The 17,879-nt window shown below is 68.8% G+C and carries 17 protein-coding genes; 9 read left to right on the top strand and 8 right to left on the bottom strand.

Annotated features, from left to right (window positions below; genetic code table 11):
* Positions 1–9 precede the first annotated feature (9 nt).
* Both bcrA and bcrD read left to right on the top strand, forming a co-directional pair.
* Positions 10–1,302, top strand: coding sequence for a benzoyl-CoA reductase subunit A (gene bcrA / locus F1193_RS00175; RefSeq protein WP_150095659.1), 1,293 nt, complete (start codon positions 10–12; stop codon positions 1,300–1,302).
* Between the two features lie 125 nt (positions 1,303–1,427).
* Positions 1,428–2,270, top strand: a complete 843-nt coding sequence (gene bcrD, locus F1193_RS00170; RefSeq protein ID WP_150095658.1) for a benzoyl-CoA reductase subunit D — start codon at positions 1,428–1,430, stop codon at positions 2,268–2,270.
* Between the two features lie 175 nt (positions 2,271–2,445).
* On the opposite strand, the gene F1193_RS00165 is transcribed toward bcrD, so the two are convergent.
* Both F1193_RS00165 and F1193_RS16970 read right to left on the bottom strand, forming a co-directional pair.
* Positions 2,446–2,946: a GNAT family N-acetyltransferase gene (locus F1193_RS00165; protein WP_150095657.1), complete on the bottom strand. Its 501-nt coding sequence runs from the start codon at positions 2,944–2,946 to the stop codon at positions 2,446–2,448.
* Between the two features lie 8 nt (positions 2,947–2,954).
* Positions 2,955–3,416, bottom strand: coding sequence for a GNAT family N-acetyltransferase (locus tag F1193_RS16970; RefSeq protein ID WP_170263201.1), 462 nt, complete (start codon positions 3,414–3,416; stop codon positions 2,955–2,957).
* 118 nt (positions 3,417–3,534) lie between these two features.
* On the opposite strand from F1193_RS16970, the gene fabG reads away from it, so the two are divergent.
* Positions 3,535–4,317, top strand: coding sequence for a 3-oxoacyl-ACP reductase FabG (gene fabG / locus F1193_RS00155; RefSeq protein WP_246164040.1), 783 nt, complete (start codon positions 3,535–3,537; stop codon positions 4,315–4,317).
* 134 nt (positions 4,318–4,451) lie between these two features.
* On the opposite strand, the gene F1193_RS00150 is transcribed toward fabG, so the two are convergent.
* Positions 4,452–4,901, bottom strand: coding sequence for an Rrf2 family transcriptional regulator (locus F1193_RS00150; protein ID WP_150095654.1), 450 nt, complete (start codon positions 4,899–4,901; stop codon positions 4,452–4,454).
* Complete coding sequence (locus F1193_RS00145; protein WP_150095653.1) at positions 4,898–5,380, bottom strand: GNAT family N-acetyltransferase; 483 nt, start codon at positions 5,378–5,380, stop codon at positions 4,898–4,900. Before F1193_RS00145 ends, F1193_RS00150 begins: the two co-directional genes overlap by 4 nt.
* Positions 5,381–5,611: 231 nt before the next feature.
* Between F1193_RS00145 and F1193_RS00140 the strand changes: the two genes are divergently transcribed.
* From F1193_RS00140 to F1193_RS00115, 6 genes are all read left to right on the top strand, one after another.
* Positions 5,612–6,451: a crotonase/enoyl-CoA hydratase family protein gene (locus F1193_RS00140; RefSeq protein WP_150095652.1), complete on the top strand. Its 840-nt coding sequence runs from the start codon at positions 5,612–5,614 to the stop codon at positions 6,449–6,451.
* 130 nt (positions 6,452–6,581) lie between these two features.
* Complete coding sequence (locus F1193_RS00135; RefSeq protein WP_150095651.1) at positions 6,582–8,435, top strand: feruloyl-CoA synthase; 1,854 nt, start codon at positions 6,582–6,584, stop codon at positions 8,433–8,435.
* A 13-nt stretch (positions 8,436–8,448) separates the two neighbouring features.
* On the top strand, positions 8,449–9,702 hold the full coding sequence (locus tag F1193_RS00130) for a thiolase family protein (RefSeq protein ID WP_150095650.1): 1,254 nt from the start codon (positions 8,449–8,451) through the stop codon (positions 9,700–9,702).
* 13 nt (positions 9,703–9,715) lie between these two features.
* Positions 9,716–10,477, top strand: a complete 762-nt coding sequence (locus F1193_RS00125) for an SDR family NAD(P)-dependent oxidoreductase (RefSeq protein ID WP_150095649.1) — start codon at positions 9,716–9,718, stop codon at positions 10,475–10,477.
* A gap of 8 nt (positions 10,478–10,485) precedes the next feature.
* Positions 10,486–10,917: an acyl-CoA thioesterase gene (locus F1193_RS00120; protein ID WP_150095648.1), complete on the top strand. Its 432-nt coding sequence runs from the start codon at positions 10,486–10,488 to the stop codon at positions 10,915–10,917.
* Positions 10,918–11,092: 175 nt separating this feature from the next.
* Positions 11,093–12,274: an ABC transporter substrate-binding protein gene (locus F1193_RS00115; RefSeq protein ID WP_150095647.1), complete on the top strand. Its 1,182-nt coding sequence runs from the start codon at positions 11,093–11,095 to the stop codon at positions 12,272–12,274.
* Between the two features lie 258 nt (positions 12,275–12,532).
* Here the strand turns inward: F1193_RS00115 and F1193_RS00110 are convergent, their stop codons facing one another.
* The 4 genes from F1193_RS00110 to F1193_RS00095 are packed head-to-tail and all read right to left on the bottom strand — an operon-like array spanning position 12,533 to position 17,825.
* Positions 12,533–14,266 carry an acyl-CoA dehydrogenase family protein gene (locus tag F1193_RS00110; RefSeq protein ID WP_150095646.1) on the bottom strand — a complete coding sequence of 578 codons (1,734 nt, stop codon included), beginning with the start codon at positions 14,264–14,266 and terminating at the stop codon, positions 12,533–12,535.
* A 14-nt stretch (positions 14,267–14,280) separates the two neighbouring features.
* Entirely contained in the window at positions 14,281–14,994 is a 714-nt protein-coding gene (locus F1193_RS00105) for an ABC transporter ATP-binding protein (protein WP_150095645.1), read from the bottom strand.
* Entirely contained in the window at positions 14,991–16,781 is a 1,791-nt protein-coding gene (locus F1193_RS00100) for a branched-chain amino acid ABC transporter ATP-binding protein/permease (protein ID WP_150095644.1), read from the bottom strand. Before F1193_RS00100 ends, F1193_RS00105 begins: the two co-directional genes overlap by 4 nt.
* A gap of 3 nt (positions 16,782–16,784) precedes the next feature.
* Positions 16,785–17,825, bottom strand: coding sequence for a branched-chain amino acid ABC transporter permease (locus tag F1193_RS00095; RefSeq protein ID WP_150095643.1), 1,041 nt, complete (start codon positions 17,823–17,825; stop codon positions 16,785–16,787).
* Positions 17,826–17,879: the final 54 nt, after the last annotated feature.

Below are 17,879 nucleotides of genomic sequence, written 5' to 3'. Positions count from 1 at the left end.
GAGGGCTTCATGCGCTGCTTCATCGGCATCGACCTCGGCTCGACCACCACCAAGGCGGTGGTGATGGATGAGAATCTCGACGTGCTCGGGCGCGGCATCACCAATTCGCGCTCCAACTACGACACGGCGGCCGCCGTCTCCAAGCAGGAGGCGCTGATCGACACCCGCCTCACGCTGTTCCGCCGCGCGTTGGCTTCGGTGCCGTCGGTGGCGGGCGAGGTCGACACCATCCTCGCCGACCTCGAGCGCAATTTCCGCCATATCCAATTCCTGGAGCAACTGGAGGATCTGGAGCGCACCGCGATCGCCAACATCAAGGGGCCGCGCTTTGCCGGCCGCGAGCGGGCGGTGGTCGACGTGCTGGAGGAGACGTTCCGGCGGCTGCGGGCGCAATCGGCGGCGCTGTTCATACCGGGAGCGCGGCGAAAGTCCGACTTCTTCCGCGATCTCGCCGGCTCGGACTTCATGCATGTCGGCGAGACGGTGTGCCGCGAGGCGGGGCTCGGCTTCGACGTCATCCTCAACGTCTACGACAAATCGATCCTCGAGGTGGAGAACCGTCCGCCGGCCGGCGACATGGAGGGCAAGTTCATCCGGGCGCTGGAGAAGGGCACCATGGATGCCGGCGCGATCGCCGAGCCGGTGCGCGCGGCGCTGGCCATTCCGCTGGAGGAAACCTACGTCGTCGGCACCGGCTATGGCCGGGTGCGCCTGCCGTTCCCCAAGGAGCACATCCGCTCGGAGATCCTGTGCCACGGGCTCGGTGCCCACATGATGTATCCCGGCACGCGAACCGTGCTCGACATCGGCGGCCAGGACACCAAGGGCATCCAGGTCGATGCCGCCGGCATCGTCGAGAATTTCCAGATGAACGACCGCTGCGCCGCCGGCTGCGGCCGTTATCTCGGCTACATCGCCGACGAGATGAACATGGGCCTGCACGAGCTGGGGCCGCTGGCGATGGCCTCGACCAAGCAGGTGCGGATCAACTCGACCTGCACGGTGTTCGCCGGCGCCGAGCTGCGCGACCGCCTGGCGCTCGGCGAGAAGCGCGAGGACATCCTGGCCGGCCTGCACCGCGCCATCATCCTGCGCGCCATGTCGATCCTGTCGCGTGCCGGCGGCGTCAAGGACCAGTTCACCTTCACCGGCGGCGTCGCCAAGAACGAGGCGGCGGTGCGCGAGTTGCGCAAGCTGATCAAGGAGAACTACGGCGACGTCGAGATCAACATCAATCCGGACTCGATCTACACCGGCGCCCTGGGTGCCGCCACCTTCGCGGTGCGCGCGGTGGTGAATTGAGGGCGGTTCATTTCGGCGAGGCGTTCCCCCCCCCCTGACCCCTCCCGCCACGCGCGTTGCGCGCGGGAGTGAGAGGAGCGGGTGATGGAACGGCTTCGCCGAGCTTGGGATTGTGAGGAGGTGAGATGACCGAGATCGTCACGGCCGGAATCGACATCGGCTCGGGCTGCGTCAAGACGGTGCTGTTTCGGGTGAACGGCGACCATGTCGAGTGGCTCGACAAGGAGACCGCCCGCATCCGCAATCGCGATCCGTTCCAGCTCGCGGACGAGATCTATGACGCGATGCTGAAGCGGGCGGGGCTTGCCCGGTCGGAGGTCGCCTACGCCGCCTCCACCGGCGACGCCGAGGCGCTGCGCTTCGCCACCGGCCATTTCTATTCGATGACCACGCACGGCCGCGGCGCGGTGTTCCTCAATCCCGATGCGCGCGCCGTGCTGGACATCGGCGCGCTCAACGGTCGGGCGATCAAGGTCGACGGCAGCGGCAAAGTGCTGAGCTACAAGATGACCAGCCAGTGCGCCTCGGGCTCCGGCCAGTTCCTGGAGAACATCGCGCGCTATCTCGGCATCGCCCAGGACGAGATCGGCACGCTGTCGCAAGCTGCCGACAATCCGGAGAAGGTGTCGTCGATCTGCGCCGTGCTGGCGGAAACCGACGTCATCAACATGGTTTCGCGCGGCATTTCGGCCTCGAACATCCTCAAGGGCATCCACGTCTCGATGGCGGCGCGGCTGGCCAAGCTGCTGAAGTCGATCGGCGCGCGCGACGGCATGGTGCAGATGACCGGCGGGCTCGCGCTCGACGTCGGGCTGGTCGATGCGCTTGGCGAGGCGCTGGCGCAAGAGAAGGTCAGCCTGGTGGCGGCGAGCCACCCGGACGCGATCTATGCCGGCGCCATCGGTGCCGCGCTGTGGGGGGCGTTCCGCCACGAGAAGCTGTCGCGTCTGGAGGTGCTGGCGGCCTGACGGCGGCACCGACAAGGACCAAGGCCGCGCGGGCGCAAGCCTGCGTGGCCTTTTTCGTTCTGGCGTCCGGTGTCCTGAAGGGATCAACCGGAAGCCGTAGCCTGACCTGAAACGACGCTGGCCGGAACGTCGTTCCGGCCAGTGCAAGAGTCAGCCTGCGATTCGATGCGCGTGATCACAGCCTGCGCTGGAAGCTCAGCCGCTGTGCCGGCCGGAATCCCGCCCGCTCGAAGAAGGCGATGAGCGGCAGGGCGTTCCACTCCACCCGCGTGCAGAGCGTCTCGACATTGAGCGAGCGGAGATTGGCGAGAAGCTGGCTGATCAGGGCCGCGCCGACGCCGCGCTGGTGAAACTCGGGCGCAACGCCGATGGTGTCGAGCACGGCGGACGGCGCGGTGCGGCCGTATTCGCCGAAATCGACCCGCGCCATGGCGAAGCCGGCAAAGACGCCATCGACTTCCGCGACCAGCGAGATGCGCACGCCGCTCTCCTCCAGCATCTCGGTGAGCTTGCCCTGATAGTAGACAGGGCGCGCCGTGCCGGTGAGCTTGCGGTCGATGGCGATGATCGCCGGCAGGTCGGCCTCGGTCATCGACCGGACGGGAATGCGGTCGCGCGCCAGCGCCCCGATGTCGTCGCTGGAGGAGTCGCTGAAATCGGTCTCGAGGATGGTCATGTGCGGGCTCACAGCTCGGTGGTGGCGAGGCAGGGGCGGTGCAGCACGAGCTGCGGCGCGAGCTGGAACCCGGCGCGGGCGAAGAACGCGACCATGTCCTGCTCGGTCCAGTCCGCCTCGGAGCGGATTTCCGCGACGCCGCGGCGGCGCAACTCGTCCTCCAGCGCGCCGATGAGGGCGGCGCCGACACCAGTGCCGCGCAAATCGTGGCGGGTGGCGATGGCGTCGATCACCGCGGCGCTGGTCCGGCCGCCATATTCGCCGTCCAGCACGTGGGCGGAGACGAAGCCGGCGACACCGCCGGCCTCCACCGCTGCCAGCCAGACGAAGCGCTCGGGGTGGGCGGCGAGGCTGGCAAAACGCTTGTGAAAGAAGCCTCGCCGCGACTGGCCGGTATTGTGCTGGTCGAGGGCGATCGCCGCCTCGACGTCGCCAGCCTCGATCGATCGGACCTCGATGGTGCTCCCCACGGCAACCCCCCGCTTGAAAACGTTATTAAGGTACGCTAATGCGTAAATAACGGAAGTCAAGCTGCAGCGGGGATGTATGACGCTCGATCGGAACTCGGACAGTCCGGCCCCAAGTGGTGTGGCCCCAAGTGGTCCGGCACCAAGCGGTACGGCGGCGATCGCCGACGCCGCGCATGCCGCGGCCCCGGAGGTTCGGGCTTGGGACTTTCGCGGCCGCACCGCGGTGGTCACCGGCGGCGGGCGCGGCATCGGCCGCGCCATCGCCGAAGGGCTGAAGGCGGGGGGCGCGCGCGTCCACGTGTTTGATCGCGCGGCCGAGCCGGGGCTCACCGGCATCGAGACGCATGCGGTCGACGTCGCCGAGTCCGCATCCGTGTCGGCGGCGCTGAATGAGCTGGGGGCGGGGGTGGATCTCCTGGTCAACAATGCCGGTATCACCCGCGACCGCAGCATCGCCAAGATGTCCGACGACGAGTGGCAGTCGGTGCTCGACGTCAATCTGACCGGCGCCTTCAACCTGATCCGGGCGGTGGGCCCGGGCATGATGGCGGCGGGCTTCGGCCGCATCGTCAATGTGGTGTCGATCAACGGCCTGCGCGGCAAGTTCGGCCAGGCCAACTATGCCGCCTCGAAGGCCGGCCTGGTGGCGCTGACCAAGACCGCGGCGCGCGAATTCGGGCCGCGTGGCGTCAGCGTCAATGCGGTGGCTCCCGGCATGGTGCTGACCGAGATGACGCTGGCGCTTGCCGCGGAGCATCGCCAGAAGGCGTTGGAGGAGAGCGTGCTGAAGCGCCTGCCCGGTGTCGACGACGTCGCGGCGGCGGTGCTGTTTTTGCTGTCCGATCACGCCGCCTTCATCACCGGGCAGGTGCTGAAGGTCGATGCCGGCCAGTACATCTGATGCGGCTTCCGGCCTGCAGACCGGAAAACCGCCCTCCGTTCGCCGGAAAATCCGCTCCATCTCCAGGATTTCTCGGCGAGACCGTGTCCGTCGATCCCGAAGGGATCGACCGGAACGCACATGAGGCGCCCGGTTCAGCGTGCGCTTGCGGCCTTCCGCGGGGCGGCGTCGGGAGCCGGCGTACGGCGGACAAGCTTGAGCATGGTGTCGACGGTGATCGACGACAGCGTGGCGCGGGTGGAGTCCTCGATCTCGTTCAGAACCTGGCGCAACGCCTGTCCTTCGCGCGTGTCGTCGCCGGCTTCGCGGGCACCGGCGGCATTGGGGCCGATCGGCTCGAAGATGGCGATGATGTCGAGCAGGTTCATCCGCTTGGCATTGCCGCAGAAGCGATAGCCGCCGCCGACGCCGCGGGAGGCTTCGACCATCCCGGCGCGGCCCAGCGTGCGCAGCACCTTGGCGAGGTGATTCGGTGACAGGGCATATTTGTCGGCAATCTCGGCGGCGGACATCTGGCGGTCCGGCTGCGAGGCGAGTTCGAGAATGGCGAACAGCGCGTGCCGGGTGGCAATCTGAAGCTTCATTCGTCGAGATCCTTCTCCAGCTCGACGAAGGGGCCTGCCATCATGCCCTGGCTGCGGAAGAACGACAGGATGAGCTGGGATTCGCGCGCGATCATGGTCCGCACCCTTGTCACGCCGGCATCGCGGAACCGCGAGCAGACCGCCTCGAACAGTCCGCTGCCGATCGACTTCAGCCGGATGTCCGGTTCCACCGCGATCGCGAAGATCCAGCCGCACGGTGCCGAGCCGAACTCCCAGGCGCGAATCTCGCCGACGATGAAGCCGATCAGCCTGGCCTCCCGCCGGGCAACCAGGAACACCTGCGTGCGCGGATCGGCCCGGGCCGCCTCGAACAGCCGGTTCCAGTAGTCGGGCTTCGCCGTGCCGGTGATCCGGGCATCGAGCTTCGTCACATGGGCGAGGTCGTCGGCCGCGACCGGGCCGATGGTGACGTGTTCAATGAGGGAGGGGGCAGCCGGAACGGCTTTCTGGCGCGGCATTCTTCGCTGTCGTTGAGAGCCGCAGCGGAGCGCGCGGCCAATCCTTTGCACAAATTAGTACCAGTTTGCCGTTGCTTCAACTCCTGCGTCGGCACGGCCGTCGAACCGCGGCGCGGCGGCAGCCGATGGGTCTTCGACCAAAGCCGCTGCGCGACGGCGAATTGTTGCGCTTGACACCACCGAATTGTTATACAGAATAACAATTATAAGAGAGACAGACGGGAGGGGCTGATGGCGAAGGACGGGACAGCGCGGGACAGGGCGTCGGCCGCACCGGCTGGGATCGCCGATGTCTTCGATCACGGTCCGCTGAAGCTGGAGCGGAAGGGCGAGGTCCTGATCGTCGGCCTCGACCGCCAGTCCAAGCGCAACGCCATCAATGACGAGACGATCGCGGCGCTGGACGACTGCTTCTCGGCAATTCCGGACGACGTTCGCGCGGTGGTGCTGCACGGCCACGGTCCGAACTTCTCCGCCGGCCTCGACCTTTCGGAGATCTCCGAGCGCGACGTGACGGCGGGCGTGTTCCATTCCCGCGCTTGGCATCGCTGCTTCGAGAAGATCGAGTTCGGCCGCGTGCCGGTGATCGCGGTGCTGAAGGGTGCGGTGATCGGCGGCGGGCTCGAATTGGCCTGCGCCGCGCACATCCGCATCGCCGAGCCATCGGCCTTCTTCGCGCTGCCCGAAGGTCAGCGCGGCATCTTTGTCGGCGGCGGCGGGTCGGTGCGCCTGCCGCGGCTGATCGGCGTCGCCCGCATGGCCGACATGATGCTCACCGGCCGCACCTACGCGGCTGCGGACGCGGTTTCTCTCGGCATCGCCCAATATCTGGTCGGCGAAGGCGAGGGGATGGCACAGGCGCTGGCGCTTGCCGGGCGGGTCGCCGCCAACGCGCCGCTCACCAATTTCGCCGTGATCCAGGCGCTGCCGCGCATCGCCGACGCCGACCCGCGCGTCGGCTACCTGATGGAGTCGCTGGTGGCGGCGGTCGCCCAGGGCGATTCCGAAGCCAAGGCCCGCGTGCGCGACTTCCTGGAGAAGCGCGCCGCCAAGGTGGCACGTCCGGCCTGAACCGGACGGCAAGGCCCGCGAGCCGGAGCACCGGCTGCGGGCAGAAAAGAAGGGCCGGATCAACCGGCCGATGCCGAGGAAACGTCGGGGGCGGCGCCCGCCAGGTCGGGGCCGTCTTGGGGAGACCATCATGCACGCCATCATTCCGGCGACGGCACCCTTGCGCCTGTTCGGCAAGCTCGACCCCGTGGTGGAGAGCCGGCCCGACGGGGTCATCGTCGTCCGCTCGGCCAAGCCGCTGCCGCACTATTCCGCCTCGCTGGTCGATCGTCTCGAACACTGGGCCAAGGTGACGCCGCACCGCACCTTCCTCGCCGAGCGCGACGGCGAGGGCGGCTGGCGCACGCTGACCTACGGCGCCGCCTTCGAGCAGATCCTGCATATCGGCGCCGCACTCCTGGCGCGCGATCTGTCGGAAGAGGAGCCGGTGCTGATCCTGTCCGGCAACGGCATCGACCACGCGCTGCTGTCGCTGGCCGGCATGGCGGTCGGCGTGCCGACCTGCCCGATGTCCACCGCCTATTCCACCATCTCGCAGGATCTCGGCAAGCTCACCTTCGCCCTCGATCTCCTGACACCGCGGCTGGTGTTTGCATCGAACGGCCGCGTGTTCGGCCGCGCCCTGCAGAAGGTCAAGGAGCGCGGCATCGAGATCGTGGTGTCCGACGATACGGCCGACGAGCTGGGTGCCACCCACTTCTCCAGCCTGCAGGAGCGGCCGATCTCCTCGGCCGTGGTGTCCGCCCGCACCCAGGTGGGGCCGGACACCATCGCCAAGTTCCTGCTCACCTCCGGCTCGACCGGCTTTCCCAAGGCCGTCACCAACACCCAGCGCATGCTGTGCGCCAACCAGGCGATGCTGGCCGAGGCGCTGGCCTTTCTCAAGGACGAGCCGCCGGTGCTGGTCGACTGGCTGCCGTGGGCGCACACCTTCGGCTCGAACCACAATTTCGGCATCGCCCTCTACAATGGCGGCACGCTCTATATCGACGAGGGCAAGCCGGTGGCGGAGGGCATCGGCGCCACCATCGCCAATTTGCGCGAGATCGCGCCCACCATCTATTTCAACGTGCCCAAGGGCTTCGAGGCGCTGCTGCCGCACCTTGAGGACGACATCGCGCTGCGCCGCCACTTCTTCTCGCGCCTCAAGCTGCTGTTCTATGCCGGCGCCGGCCTCTCCAAGCCGGTGTGGGACGCCTACCGCGAGCTCGCCATCGAGACGGTCGGCCGCCCGGTGGTGTTCACCACCTCGCTCGGCTCGACCGAGACTTCACCCGGCGCGCTGATCGGCGTCCGCGACGCCGACCGTCCGGGCATCGTCGGCGTGCCGCACAAGGGCGTGGAGCTCAAGCTCGTGCCGAACGCCGGCAAGCTGGAAGCCCGGCTGCGCGGACCCAACATCACGCCCGGCTATTGGCGCCGGCCGGACCTCACGCAGACGGTGTTCGACTCCGAAGGCTTCTACCTGATGGGCGACGCGCTTCGGCTTGCCGAGCCCAACAATTTCGCCGCCGGGTTCGAGTTCGACGGCCGCGTCGCCGAGGACTTCAAGCTTGCCACCGGCACCTGGGTCAGCGTCGGCCCGCTCCGGGTCGATTTCATCGGCAAGTTCGATCCCCTGGTGCGTGACGCCGTGGTCACCGGCCACGACCGCGACGATGTCGGCATGCTGGTGTTCCCGGACGAGGCTGCGACCCGCAAGCTGGCGCCGCACCTTGAGCCCGACACGCCGTTTGCCGAGGTGGTGGTCGACCAGGTGGTGAAGGACGCGTTCCAGGAGCGGCTGGCCGCCATCGCCCGCACGGCCACCGGCTCGTCGACCCGCGTCACGCGCATCGCGCTGCTGGCGGAGCCGGCCTCGATCGACCTCGGCGAGTCGACCGACAAGGGTTCGCTGAACCAGCGCGCCGTGCTCGCCAACCGCGCCAAGGATGTCGAGGCGCTCTACGCCGCCGAGATCAAGCCGCACATCATCAGGCTCTGAGGAAGTTCACGAGATGAGTACGACACCCGTTGCGGGAGCGATCGCTCTCGCATTCGACGACGTGTACGTCGTTGACGGCGCCCGCACACCGTTCGTCGACTACAATGGCGCGCTGTCCGGCGTGTCGCCGATCGATCTCGGCATCAAGGCCGGACGCGCAGCCATCGCCCGCGCCAAGGTCGATCCGGCCGAGATCGGCACCGTGGTCGCCGGCAACATGGCGCAGGCGAGCTTCGACGCCTATTTCCTGCCGCGCCATGTCGGCATCTATTGCGGCGCGCCGATCGAGGTGCCGGCGCATCTGGTGCAGCGCATCTGTGGCTCCGGCATCGAGGCAATATCGCAGGCGGCCGATGCCGTGGCGCTCGGCCGTGCCCGCGTGGCGCTCGCCGTCGGCACCGAGTCGATGAGCCGCAACCCGGTGGCCGCCTACACCCATCGCGGTGGCTTCCGCCTCGGCCAGATCGAGTTCGCCGACTTCCTGTGGGAGAGCCTGCGCGACACCTCGTGCGACACCACCATGGGCGGTACCGCGGAGAACCTCGCCAAGGCGCACGCCATCAGTCGCGAGGAGGTCGATGCCTTCGCCGCCCGCTCGTTCGTGCGCGCGCTCGCGGCGCGCGAGGACGGCTTCTTCGACGACGAGATCGTTCCGGTGGTCGACGAGGCGTTCGAGCGTCCGGGCTACGTGACACGCTCGATCCGTCTCAAGGGCCGCGGCGAGACGGTGCGCGAGGACAGCCATGTGCGGCCCTCGCCGATCGAGGCGCTGGCCAAGATCCGCCCTGCCTTCGGCGGCGTGCAGACCGGCGGCAATTCCTCGGCGGTGGTGGATGGCGCCGCGGCGGTGGTGCTGGCCTCGCAAAATTGGCTCGCTGGTTCGGGTACGCAACCGCTCGCCCGCATCGTCGCCGCCGCGTCGGTCGGCGTGCCGCCGCACATCATGGGCATCGGCCCGGTGCCGGCGATCCGCGCCGTGTGCGATAAGGCGGGCATTCCGCTGGCGAGTGTCGATCGCATCGAGATCAACGAGGCGTTCGGCGCCCAGGTGATGGCCTGCGCCCGCGAGCTCGGGCTCGACGAGGACAGGCTCAACGTCAATGGCGGCGCCATCGCCATCGGCCATCCGCTGGGCGCAACCGGCGTGCGGCTGGTGCTGACGGTGTCGCGCGAGCTCAAGCGACGCGGACTGCGCTACGGCATCGCCTCCGCCTGCATCGGCGGCGGGCAGGGAATCGCCATGCTGGTCGAGAATCCGGCGGCATGACCGGGAGGTGGGGATGGATATTCAGGGCAAGGTCGCCATCGTCACCGGTGGCGGGTCGGGGTTGGGGCGGGCCGCGGCCGAAGCGCTCGCCGCGCGCGGCGCACGCGTGGCGGTCGCCGACCGCAACGCGGCGGCGGCACAGGAGGTGGCCGGTGCCATCGGCGGGCTGGCGCTGGCGTTGGACGTCGCCGACGCGAGCGCGGCCGAGGCGGCATTCGCACGCGTCGGCGCGGAGCTTGGTGCGCCGCGCATCCTCGTCAATTGCGCGGGCATCGGCGTCGCCAAGCGCGTGCTCGGCAAGGAGGGCCCGCAGCCGCTGGCCGATTTCGAGCAGGTGGTGCGCGTCAATCTGCTCGGCTCGTTCAACACGCTGCGCCTTGCTGCGGCGGCGATGGCGAAGCTCGAACCGTTGGAGACCGGAGAGCGCGGCGTGGTGATCAACACCGCCTCCGTCGCCGCCTTCGAAGGGCAGGTGGGGCAGGCGGCCTATTCGGCCTCGAAGGGCGGCATCGTCGCCATGACGCTGCCGGTCGCCCGTGAGCTCGCGCAGTTCGGCATTCGCGTCAATGCCATCGCGCCCGGCCTGTTTCTCACGCCGCTGCTGCGCGGCCTTCCCGAGGAGGTACAGGCATCGCTGGCGAAATCGATCCCGTTTCCGCCCCGCCTCGGGGAGCCGGCCGAGTTTGCCGCGCTCGCTCTCCACATGATCGAAAATTCGTTTCTCAACGGCGAAGTGGTGCGCCTTGACGGCGCGCTTCGCCTGCCCCCCCGCTGAGGTGTTCCATGCTTGTCAACCGCCGAACCGTCCGCATCGAATGGGCCGACTGCGACATGGCCGGCATCGTGTTCTATCCACGCTATTTCGAGATGTTCGACACCTCGACACACCACCTGTTCGAGAAGGCGGGCTGGAAGAAACGCGAGCTGATCCGCGAATTCGACATCGTCGGCTATCCGATGGTCGACACCAGGGGGAAGTTCCTGGTGCCCTCGACCGCAGGCGACGACATCATCATCGAGAGCCAGGTGACGGAGTTCCGCAAGTCGAGCTTCGATGTGATTCATAAGGTGTTCAAGCCCGATCCGCAGGGCGAGGTGCTGGCGATCGAGGGGTTCGAGACGCGGGTGTGGGTGGCGAAGCATCCCGACGATCCCAGCCGCATCAAGTCGCGGCCGATCCCTGAAGAGGTGATCCGGCGCTTGTCCGCCGGCTAGAGCCGTCTACGCAAGGCCTGAAACCGGCCTTGCGGGAGAGAATGCGACGACGCGAAATCTGGGCGCGCCCGATCCGATGCCGTCGGATCGGATCGCGCTCCAGGCGGAAGAAGGTGGCGATCCGTGCGGCCAAGACGCGGACGCCTTCGAGGAAGCGACCAACCAGGAGTTCGACATGAAGACCATTTGCCGACGTACCTTGGGCCGCCTCGTCGCCGGGTCGGCGCTTGCCGTTGCGGGGCTTGTCGTGTCGGGGCTTGGCGGGCCGGCGTTCGCCGATCCGCCGGCCTTGCGCATCGGCGTGACGATCTCGACGACGGGGCAGGGCGCCGCGCTCGGCATCCCCGAGAAGAACACGCTCGACGTGGTCGCGCGCGAGATCGGCGGCACCAGGCTGGAGATCATCCAGCTCGACGATGCCGGCGATCCCACCAACGCCACGACCAATGCCCGCCGTCTCGCGACCGAAGACAAGGTCGATGTGCTGATCGGCTCGTCGGTGACGCCGGCCACGATCGCCGTGGCCAATGTGGCGTTCGAGTCCGCGGTGCCGCACTTCGCGCTGTCGCCGATGGCGTTCCAGCCCGGCCGCGACAAGTGGACCTTCGTGATGCCGCAGCCGGTGCCGCTGATGGCCAAGGGCCTGTTCGAGAACATGACGGCGAAGGGCGTCAAGACCGTCGGCATCATCGGCTTCTCGGACAGTTGGGGCGACCTGTGGGTGAAGGAGTTCAAGGCGTCCGGCGAGCCGATGGGACTGAAGATGGTCGCCGACGAGCGCTACGCCCGCGCCGATACCTCGGTGGCCGGGCAGGTGCTCAAGCTCCTGGCGGCGAAGCCGGATGCGGTGCTGGTTGGGGCATCGGGCACCGCCGCCGCACTGCCGGTGATCGCGCTGCGCCAGCGCGGCTACACCGGCCCGATCTACCAGACCCACGGTGCGGTGACGCGCGACTTCATCCGCATTGCCGGCAAGGCGGCCGAAGGCGTGATCTTCGTGTCGGGTCCGGTGATCGTCGCCGCCAAGCAGGCCGATGGCGCGCTGACCAAGGCGCCGGGCGTCGCCTACACCGCGGCCTATGAAGCGAAGTTCGGCGCCGGCACGATCACCCAGTTCGGCGCGCACATGTACGATGTGTTCGAGCTTCTGAAGCGCGCCGTGCCGGTGGCGCTGAAGTCGGCCGAGCCCGGCACCCAGGCGTTCCGCGACGCGCTGCGCGACGCCTTGGAGACCGAGGTGGAGATGGCCGCGTCGCAGGCCGTCTATAGCTACGGGCCGGGCAATCATTACGGCGTCGACGGGCGCGGCCGCATCCTGGTCACCGTCAAGGATGGCGACTGGGCCGTTGTCGAGTGACCGATCACCGGGTCGCCGGCTTGCCGTACGACGCGGGTTTCCTCTCGTGCTTTGAGTTTCGTTCCTCAAGGTGACGAGCCCTTGGGGCGTCCGGGCCTCCGACCGGGCGCCCCTCTTTTATGATGCGGGCATGACTTGGCGGAAAACGAAAATCCGGCCCTGTGGGCCGGATTTCGCATTTCGTGATCACCGGATATAGCGCCAGCCTCCCACGACCGCGCCCTGTCATCGGGAGCAGTCGGGGTGGCCGATGTCCGTCTAGGCGAGACCGGCGAGCGCGCGGTAGTCCTCGGCTCGGCGATCGGGCGAGTGGATTTGTGCCAGCAGCGCCGGCGCTTCGGCCGCCAGGTCCTCGGCGTGCACGCGGGCAAGCCGCGGCCAGTGCGCCTGGGCGTCCCCGGCCTGCGCGGCGCCACGCGCCAAGAGCGCGCCGCCGAGCACGAGGCCGAACAGCCGCAGATAGGTCGAGGCGACGAGCAGCCGGTCGGTGTCGGCGGTGGTGGACGCCAAGAGATGAGAGGTGGCGGACTCCAGCGCGTCGATGGCCTCGCCGAGCCGCCGGGCGGAGCCGCCGAGCAGGCCGGCCGCCGCGGCGAGATCGGCGCGCGCCTCAGATATCACCAGCGCGACCTCGGCGCCGCCGTCGCGGCCGATCTTGCGGGTGACGAGATCGATGGCCTGGATGGCGTTGGTGCCCTCATAGATCGGGGCGATGCGGATGTCGCGGAAGAGTTGCGCCGCGCCCGTCTCCTCGATGAAGCCCATGCCGCCATGCACCTGCACGCAGCTTGAGGCCACCTCGCAGCCGGCATCGGTGCAGAACGCCTTGACGACCGGGGTGAGCAGGCTCGCCCGCATCTCGGCCCGCGCACGGGCCTCGGCGGTGGGCGATGTCGCCGCGCGGTCGATCGCCGCCGCTGCCGCATAGGCGATGGCGCGCGACGAGACGGTGAGCGCCTTCATGCGCGCCAGCGTGCGGGCGACGTCCGGATGGGCGGCGATCGGCGCCGCGCCGTCGAACCCCGCCGCCCGGCCCTGGCGCCGTTCGAGCGCGTAGGCCTGCGCCATCTGCGTCGCCTTCTCGGCGATCGCGATGCCCTGCAGGCCGGTGAGCAGGCGTGCCTTGTTCATCATCGTGAACATGCAGGCGAGGCCCTTGTTGGCTTCGCCGACCAGCCAGCCGGTTGCGCCGCCAGCGTCGCCGAACACCATGGTGCAGGTCGGCGAGCCCTTGATGCCGAGCTTGTGCTCGATGCCGGCGCAGCGCACGTCATTGTGCCGGCCCGGCGTGCCGTCCGGATTGGGCAGGAATTTCGGCACCAGGAACAGCGAGATTCCCTTCACGCCGGGGGGCGCATCGGGCAGGCGCGCCAGCACCAGATGCACGATGTTGGCGGAAAGATCGTGCTCGCCGAAGGTGATGAAGATCTTCGAGCCGGTGATGCGGAACGTACCGTCCTCGGCCGGCACCGCCTTGGTCCGCAGCAGCGCGAGATCGGAGCCGGCCTGCGGCTCGGTGAGGTTCATGGTTCCGGTCCACTCGCCGGAAATCAGCTTGGGCAGATAGAGCGCCTTCAGCTCGGTGGTGGCGTGCGCCTCCAGCGCGTCGGCCGCACCCTGCGACAGCACCGGCAGCGTCGACAGCGCCATGCAGGCCGAGGTCATCATCTCCATCGTCGCGGTGCCGACCGCGGTGGGCAGGCCGGAGCCGCCGAAATCCTCCGGCTGCGACACCGCGTTCCAGCCCGCCGCCGCCCAATCGGCATAGGCCTCGCGGAAGCCCGGCGGCGTGGTCACCGCGCCATCCTGCCAGTGCGCGCCGGTGGTGTCGGAAGTGCGGTCGAGCGGCGCGATGCGTTCTTCGGCGAAGCGGCCGGCCTCGTCGAGAATGATCGCGAGGTCATCGCGGTCCATCGGGCTTTCGCGGTCGGGTCCGGGCGCGACCTGGGTGAGGGTGAACAGGATGTCGTCGATCGGTGCGCGCCAGCTCATGGCCGTGTCCTTGATCAGTGAAAGCCGAGATAGCTCTGGACGATGCGCTCGTCGCGGGCGAGCTCTGCCGCCGGGCCCGACACGCTGACCTCGCCGAGCTCCATCACGTGGGCGTGGTCGGCAGCAGCCAGCGCGGCGCGCGCGTTCTGCTCCACCAGCAGGATCGACACGCCGCCTGCCCGCAGGTCGGCGATGATGCGGAAGATGTCGGCGACGATGCGCGGCGCCAGCCCCAGGCTCGGCTCGTCGAGCATCAGCAGCTTCGGTCGGCTCATCAGCGCCCGTCCGATCGCCAGCATCTGCCGCTCGCCGCCGGACATGGTTCCGGCGAGCTGGTCGCGCCGCTCCTTGAGGCGCGGGAACCGGTCATAGACCTCGGCCATGGTGTCGCGGGCGACGCCGCGCGGCACGCGGAAGCCGCCGAGCACCAGATTGTCCTCCACGGTCATGGTGGAGAACAGCTCGCGCCGCTCGGGCACCAGGAGCAGGCCGCGCGCCACCCGGTCCTCGACATCGAGCCGGGTGATGTCCTCGCCGAGGAACCGGATGGCCCCCTGCGCGCCAAGCGCGCCGATGGTGGCGTTGAGCAGCGTCGACTTGCCGGCGCCGTTGGCGCCGATCACGGTGACGATCTCGCCGGCCTTGACGTCGAGCGAGACGCCGCGCACCGCCTGCACCTTGCCGTAGGCGACGGAGACGGTTTCGATGGCGAGCAGGGTTTCGGTCATGCCGCGCCTCCGAGATAGGCTTCCAGCACCGCGGGATGGGTCTTGATCGCCTCGGGCGGGCCTTCGGCGATCTTGGTGCCGAAATCGAGCACCACGATATGGTCGGTGAGCCCCATGACGAAGCCCATGTCGTGCTCCACCAGCAGCACGCTCATGCCCTCGGCCCGCAGGCGGTCGAGCAGGTCGGCGAGCGCGGTCTTCTCGAAGTGGCGCAGGCCCGCGGCCGGCTCGTCGAGCAGCAGCAGCTCGGGATCCATCGCCAGCGCGCGGGCGATCTCGACCATGCGCTGCTGGCCGAGCGCGAGGCTGCCGGCCGGCTTCATCATATGCTCGCCAAGGCCGATCCGCTCGATCTGGTGGGCGGCTTCGGCGAGCAGGCGCGCCTCGTCGCGGCGGTCGAGCCGCAGCATGGCGGCGAGGATGCCGGCGCGCCCGCGCAGATGGGCGCCGAGCGCGACGTTCTCCAGCACGGTCATGTCCGGGTTGAGCTTGACGTGCTGGAAGGTGCGGGCGACGCCGTGGCGGGCGATGACTCGCGGCGAGGTGCCGCTGATCTCGACGCCGTCATAGCGCACCGTGCCGGCGGTGAGCGCGGCGACGCCGGTGATCAGGTTGAAGGTGGTGCTCTTGCCCGCGCCGTTGGGGCCGATCAGCGCCACGATTTCGCCGCGGCGGACCTTGAACGACACGTCGTTCACCGCAACCAGGCCGCCGAACTGCTTGCGGGCCTGATCGAGCACCAGCAGCGCCTCGCCCCGGCCGATCTCAAGCGCGGAATCCGTGCCGGCGACCGGCGCGCGCCGCGCCAGAAGGTCGGCAGGCTTGGGGGCCGCGCGTTGCCGTGCCGGCAGCAGGCCGACGATGTGCGGCCACAGCCCCTCGCGCGCCACCTGCAGCAGCGCCACCAGCGCGATGCCGAACACGACGCCTTCGAGCTGCACCGATGTGCCGAACACCGCGGGCACGACGCGCTGAAGCGCCTCCTTCAGCAGCGTCACCAGTCCGGCGCCGACGATGGCGCCCCAGATCTGGCCGGCACCGCCGACCACCGCCATGAACAGATACTCGATGCCGGCATTGAGCCCGAAGGGGGCCGGCGTCACCGTGCGCTGCACGTGGGCATAGAGCCAGCCGGACAGGCCGGCGAGCAGCGCGGCATAGACGAACACGATGAGCTTGGTGCGCGCGACATCGATGCCGAACGACTCCGCCGCGATCTGTCCGCGCCGCAGCGCCCGGATGGCGCGGCCGATGCGGCTGTCGAGCAGGTGGGTGGTGAGGATGGCGGCACCGATCACCACCGTCCAGATCAGGTAATGCGCCGCGCGCGGGTCGGCGAGGCTGATGCCGAACACCGACAGCGGCGGAATGCCGGAGATGCCGTCGTGGCGGCCGAGCATCTCGATCTTGCCGAACAGGTAATAGAGGCTGAGGCCCCAGGCCATGGTGCCGAGCGGCAGGAAGTGGCCGGAGAGCCGGACGGTGATCAGCCCAAGCACCACCGCAGCAAAGCCCGAGACGGCGAGCGCGACCGGCAGGGCCTGCCACGGCGACCAGCCATGCGTCGCGGTGAGTACCGCGGTGGCATAGGCGCCGAAGCCGCAGAACGCCGCCTGGCCGAACGAGGTCATGCCGCCGACGCCGGTGAGCAGCACGAGGCCGATGGCGACGAGCGCGGCGAGCCCGACATTGCCGAGCAGCGTGACCCAGAACACCGGCATGCCGGGAATGAGCGGGATGACGGCGAGGAGGACGGCAAAGGTGCCGAGCGCAAGGCGCTGGTTCATCGGTCAGTCCTCCTCTTCGACATGCGTCTGGGTGAGCGAGCGCCACATCAGGACGGGAAGGATCAGGCTGAAGACGATGACCTCCTTCAGATCCGAGGCGAAGAACGAGGCGATCGATTCCACCACGCCCACCGCCAGCGCCGCCGCCGCGGTGATCGGATGGCTCGCGAGCCCGCCGATGATGGCGGCGACGAAGCCCTTGAGGCCGATCAGGAAGCCGGTGTCGTAATAGATCGTGGTCATGGGCGCGACGAGGATGCCGGACAGCCCGCCGACCAGCGCCGCGAGACCGAACGCCAGGGCGCCGGCGAAGCTCGTGCGGATGCCGACCAGCCGCGCACCCAGCCGGTTGACGGCGGTGGCGCGCAGCGCCTTACCCCACAGCGAGCGCTCGAAGAACAGCCACAGCGCCACGATGGAGGCCGCGGTCAGCGCATAGACCGCGAGGTTCTGCCCCGACACCAGAAGCGGCCCCGCCTCGATCATCAGGTCGGATATGGCCGGTGCACGCACGCCCTCGGCGCCGAAGAAGGCGAGGCCGAGCCCGACCAGCACCAGATGCACGCCGACCGCGGTGATCAGCAGCGTCAACACCGAGGCCGAGGCGATCGGCATGAAGGCGACGCGGTAGAGCAGCGGTCCGAGCGGGGTGACGAGCGCCAGCGTGAGGGCGGCGTGCGCCAGCGGGCCGAAACCGCGCCCGGCAACCAGCATCGCGGTGCCGGCGATCGCCGCCGGCAAGGCGAGATCGAGCAGCGCCGCCTTGGCGAGCCGCCGCACGCCGCCGCCATCCTTCAGCATGGCCACGAAGTCGAAGGTGAACGCCACCGCGCCGAAGACGATGAGCAGCCACACCGTGCCCGGCAGCCGTCCCGCTTCAAGAAGCGCATAGGTGAGGGCTCCGAAGGCGATGAACTCACCTTGCGGAATGAAGATCACCCGTGTGACCGCGAACACCAGGACGAGGGCTATGCCGAGCAGGGCGTAGATTGCCCCGTTCGTGATACCATCCTGGAGGAGAAAGAGCAGAATCGTGCCGTCCACCGCCCGTGGTCTCCCGTGGTTTCCCCCCTCGCTCGGTTCGCTGCGCGCGAGCGC

This window comes from Blastochloris sulfoviridis (assembly GCF_008630065.1).
Taxonomy (GTDB): domain Bacteria; phylum Pseudomonadota; class Alphaproteobacteria; order Rhizobiales; family Xanthobacteraceae; genus Blastochloris; species Blastochloris sulfoviridis.
This window is presented reverse-complemented; position numbering and strand designations above follow the sequence as displayed.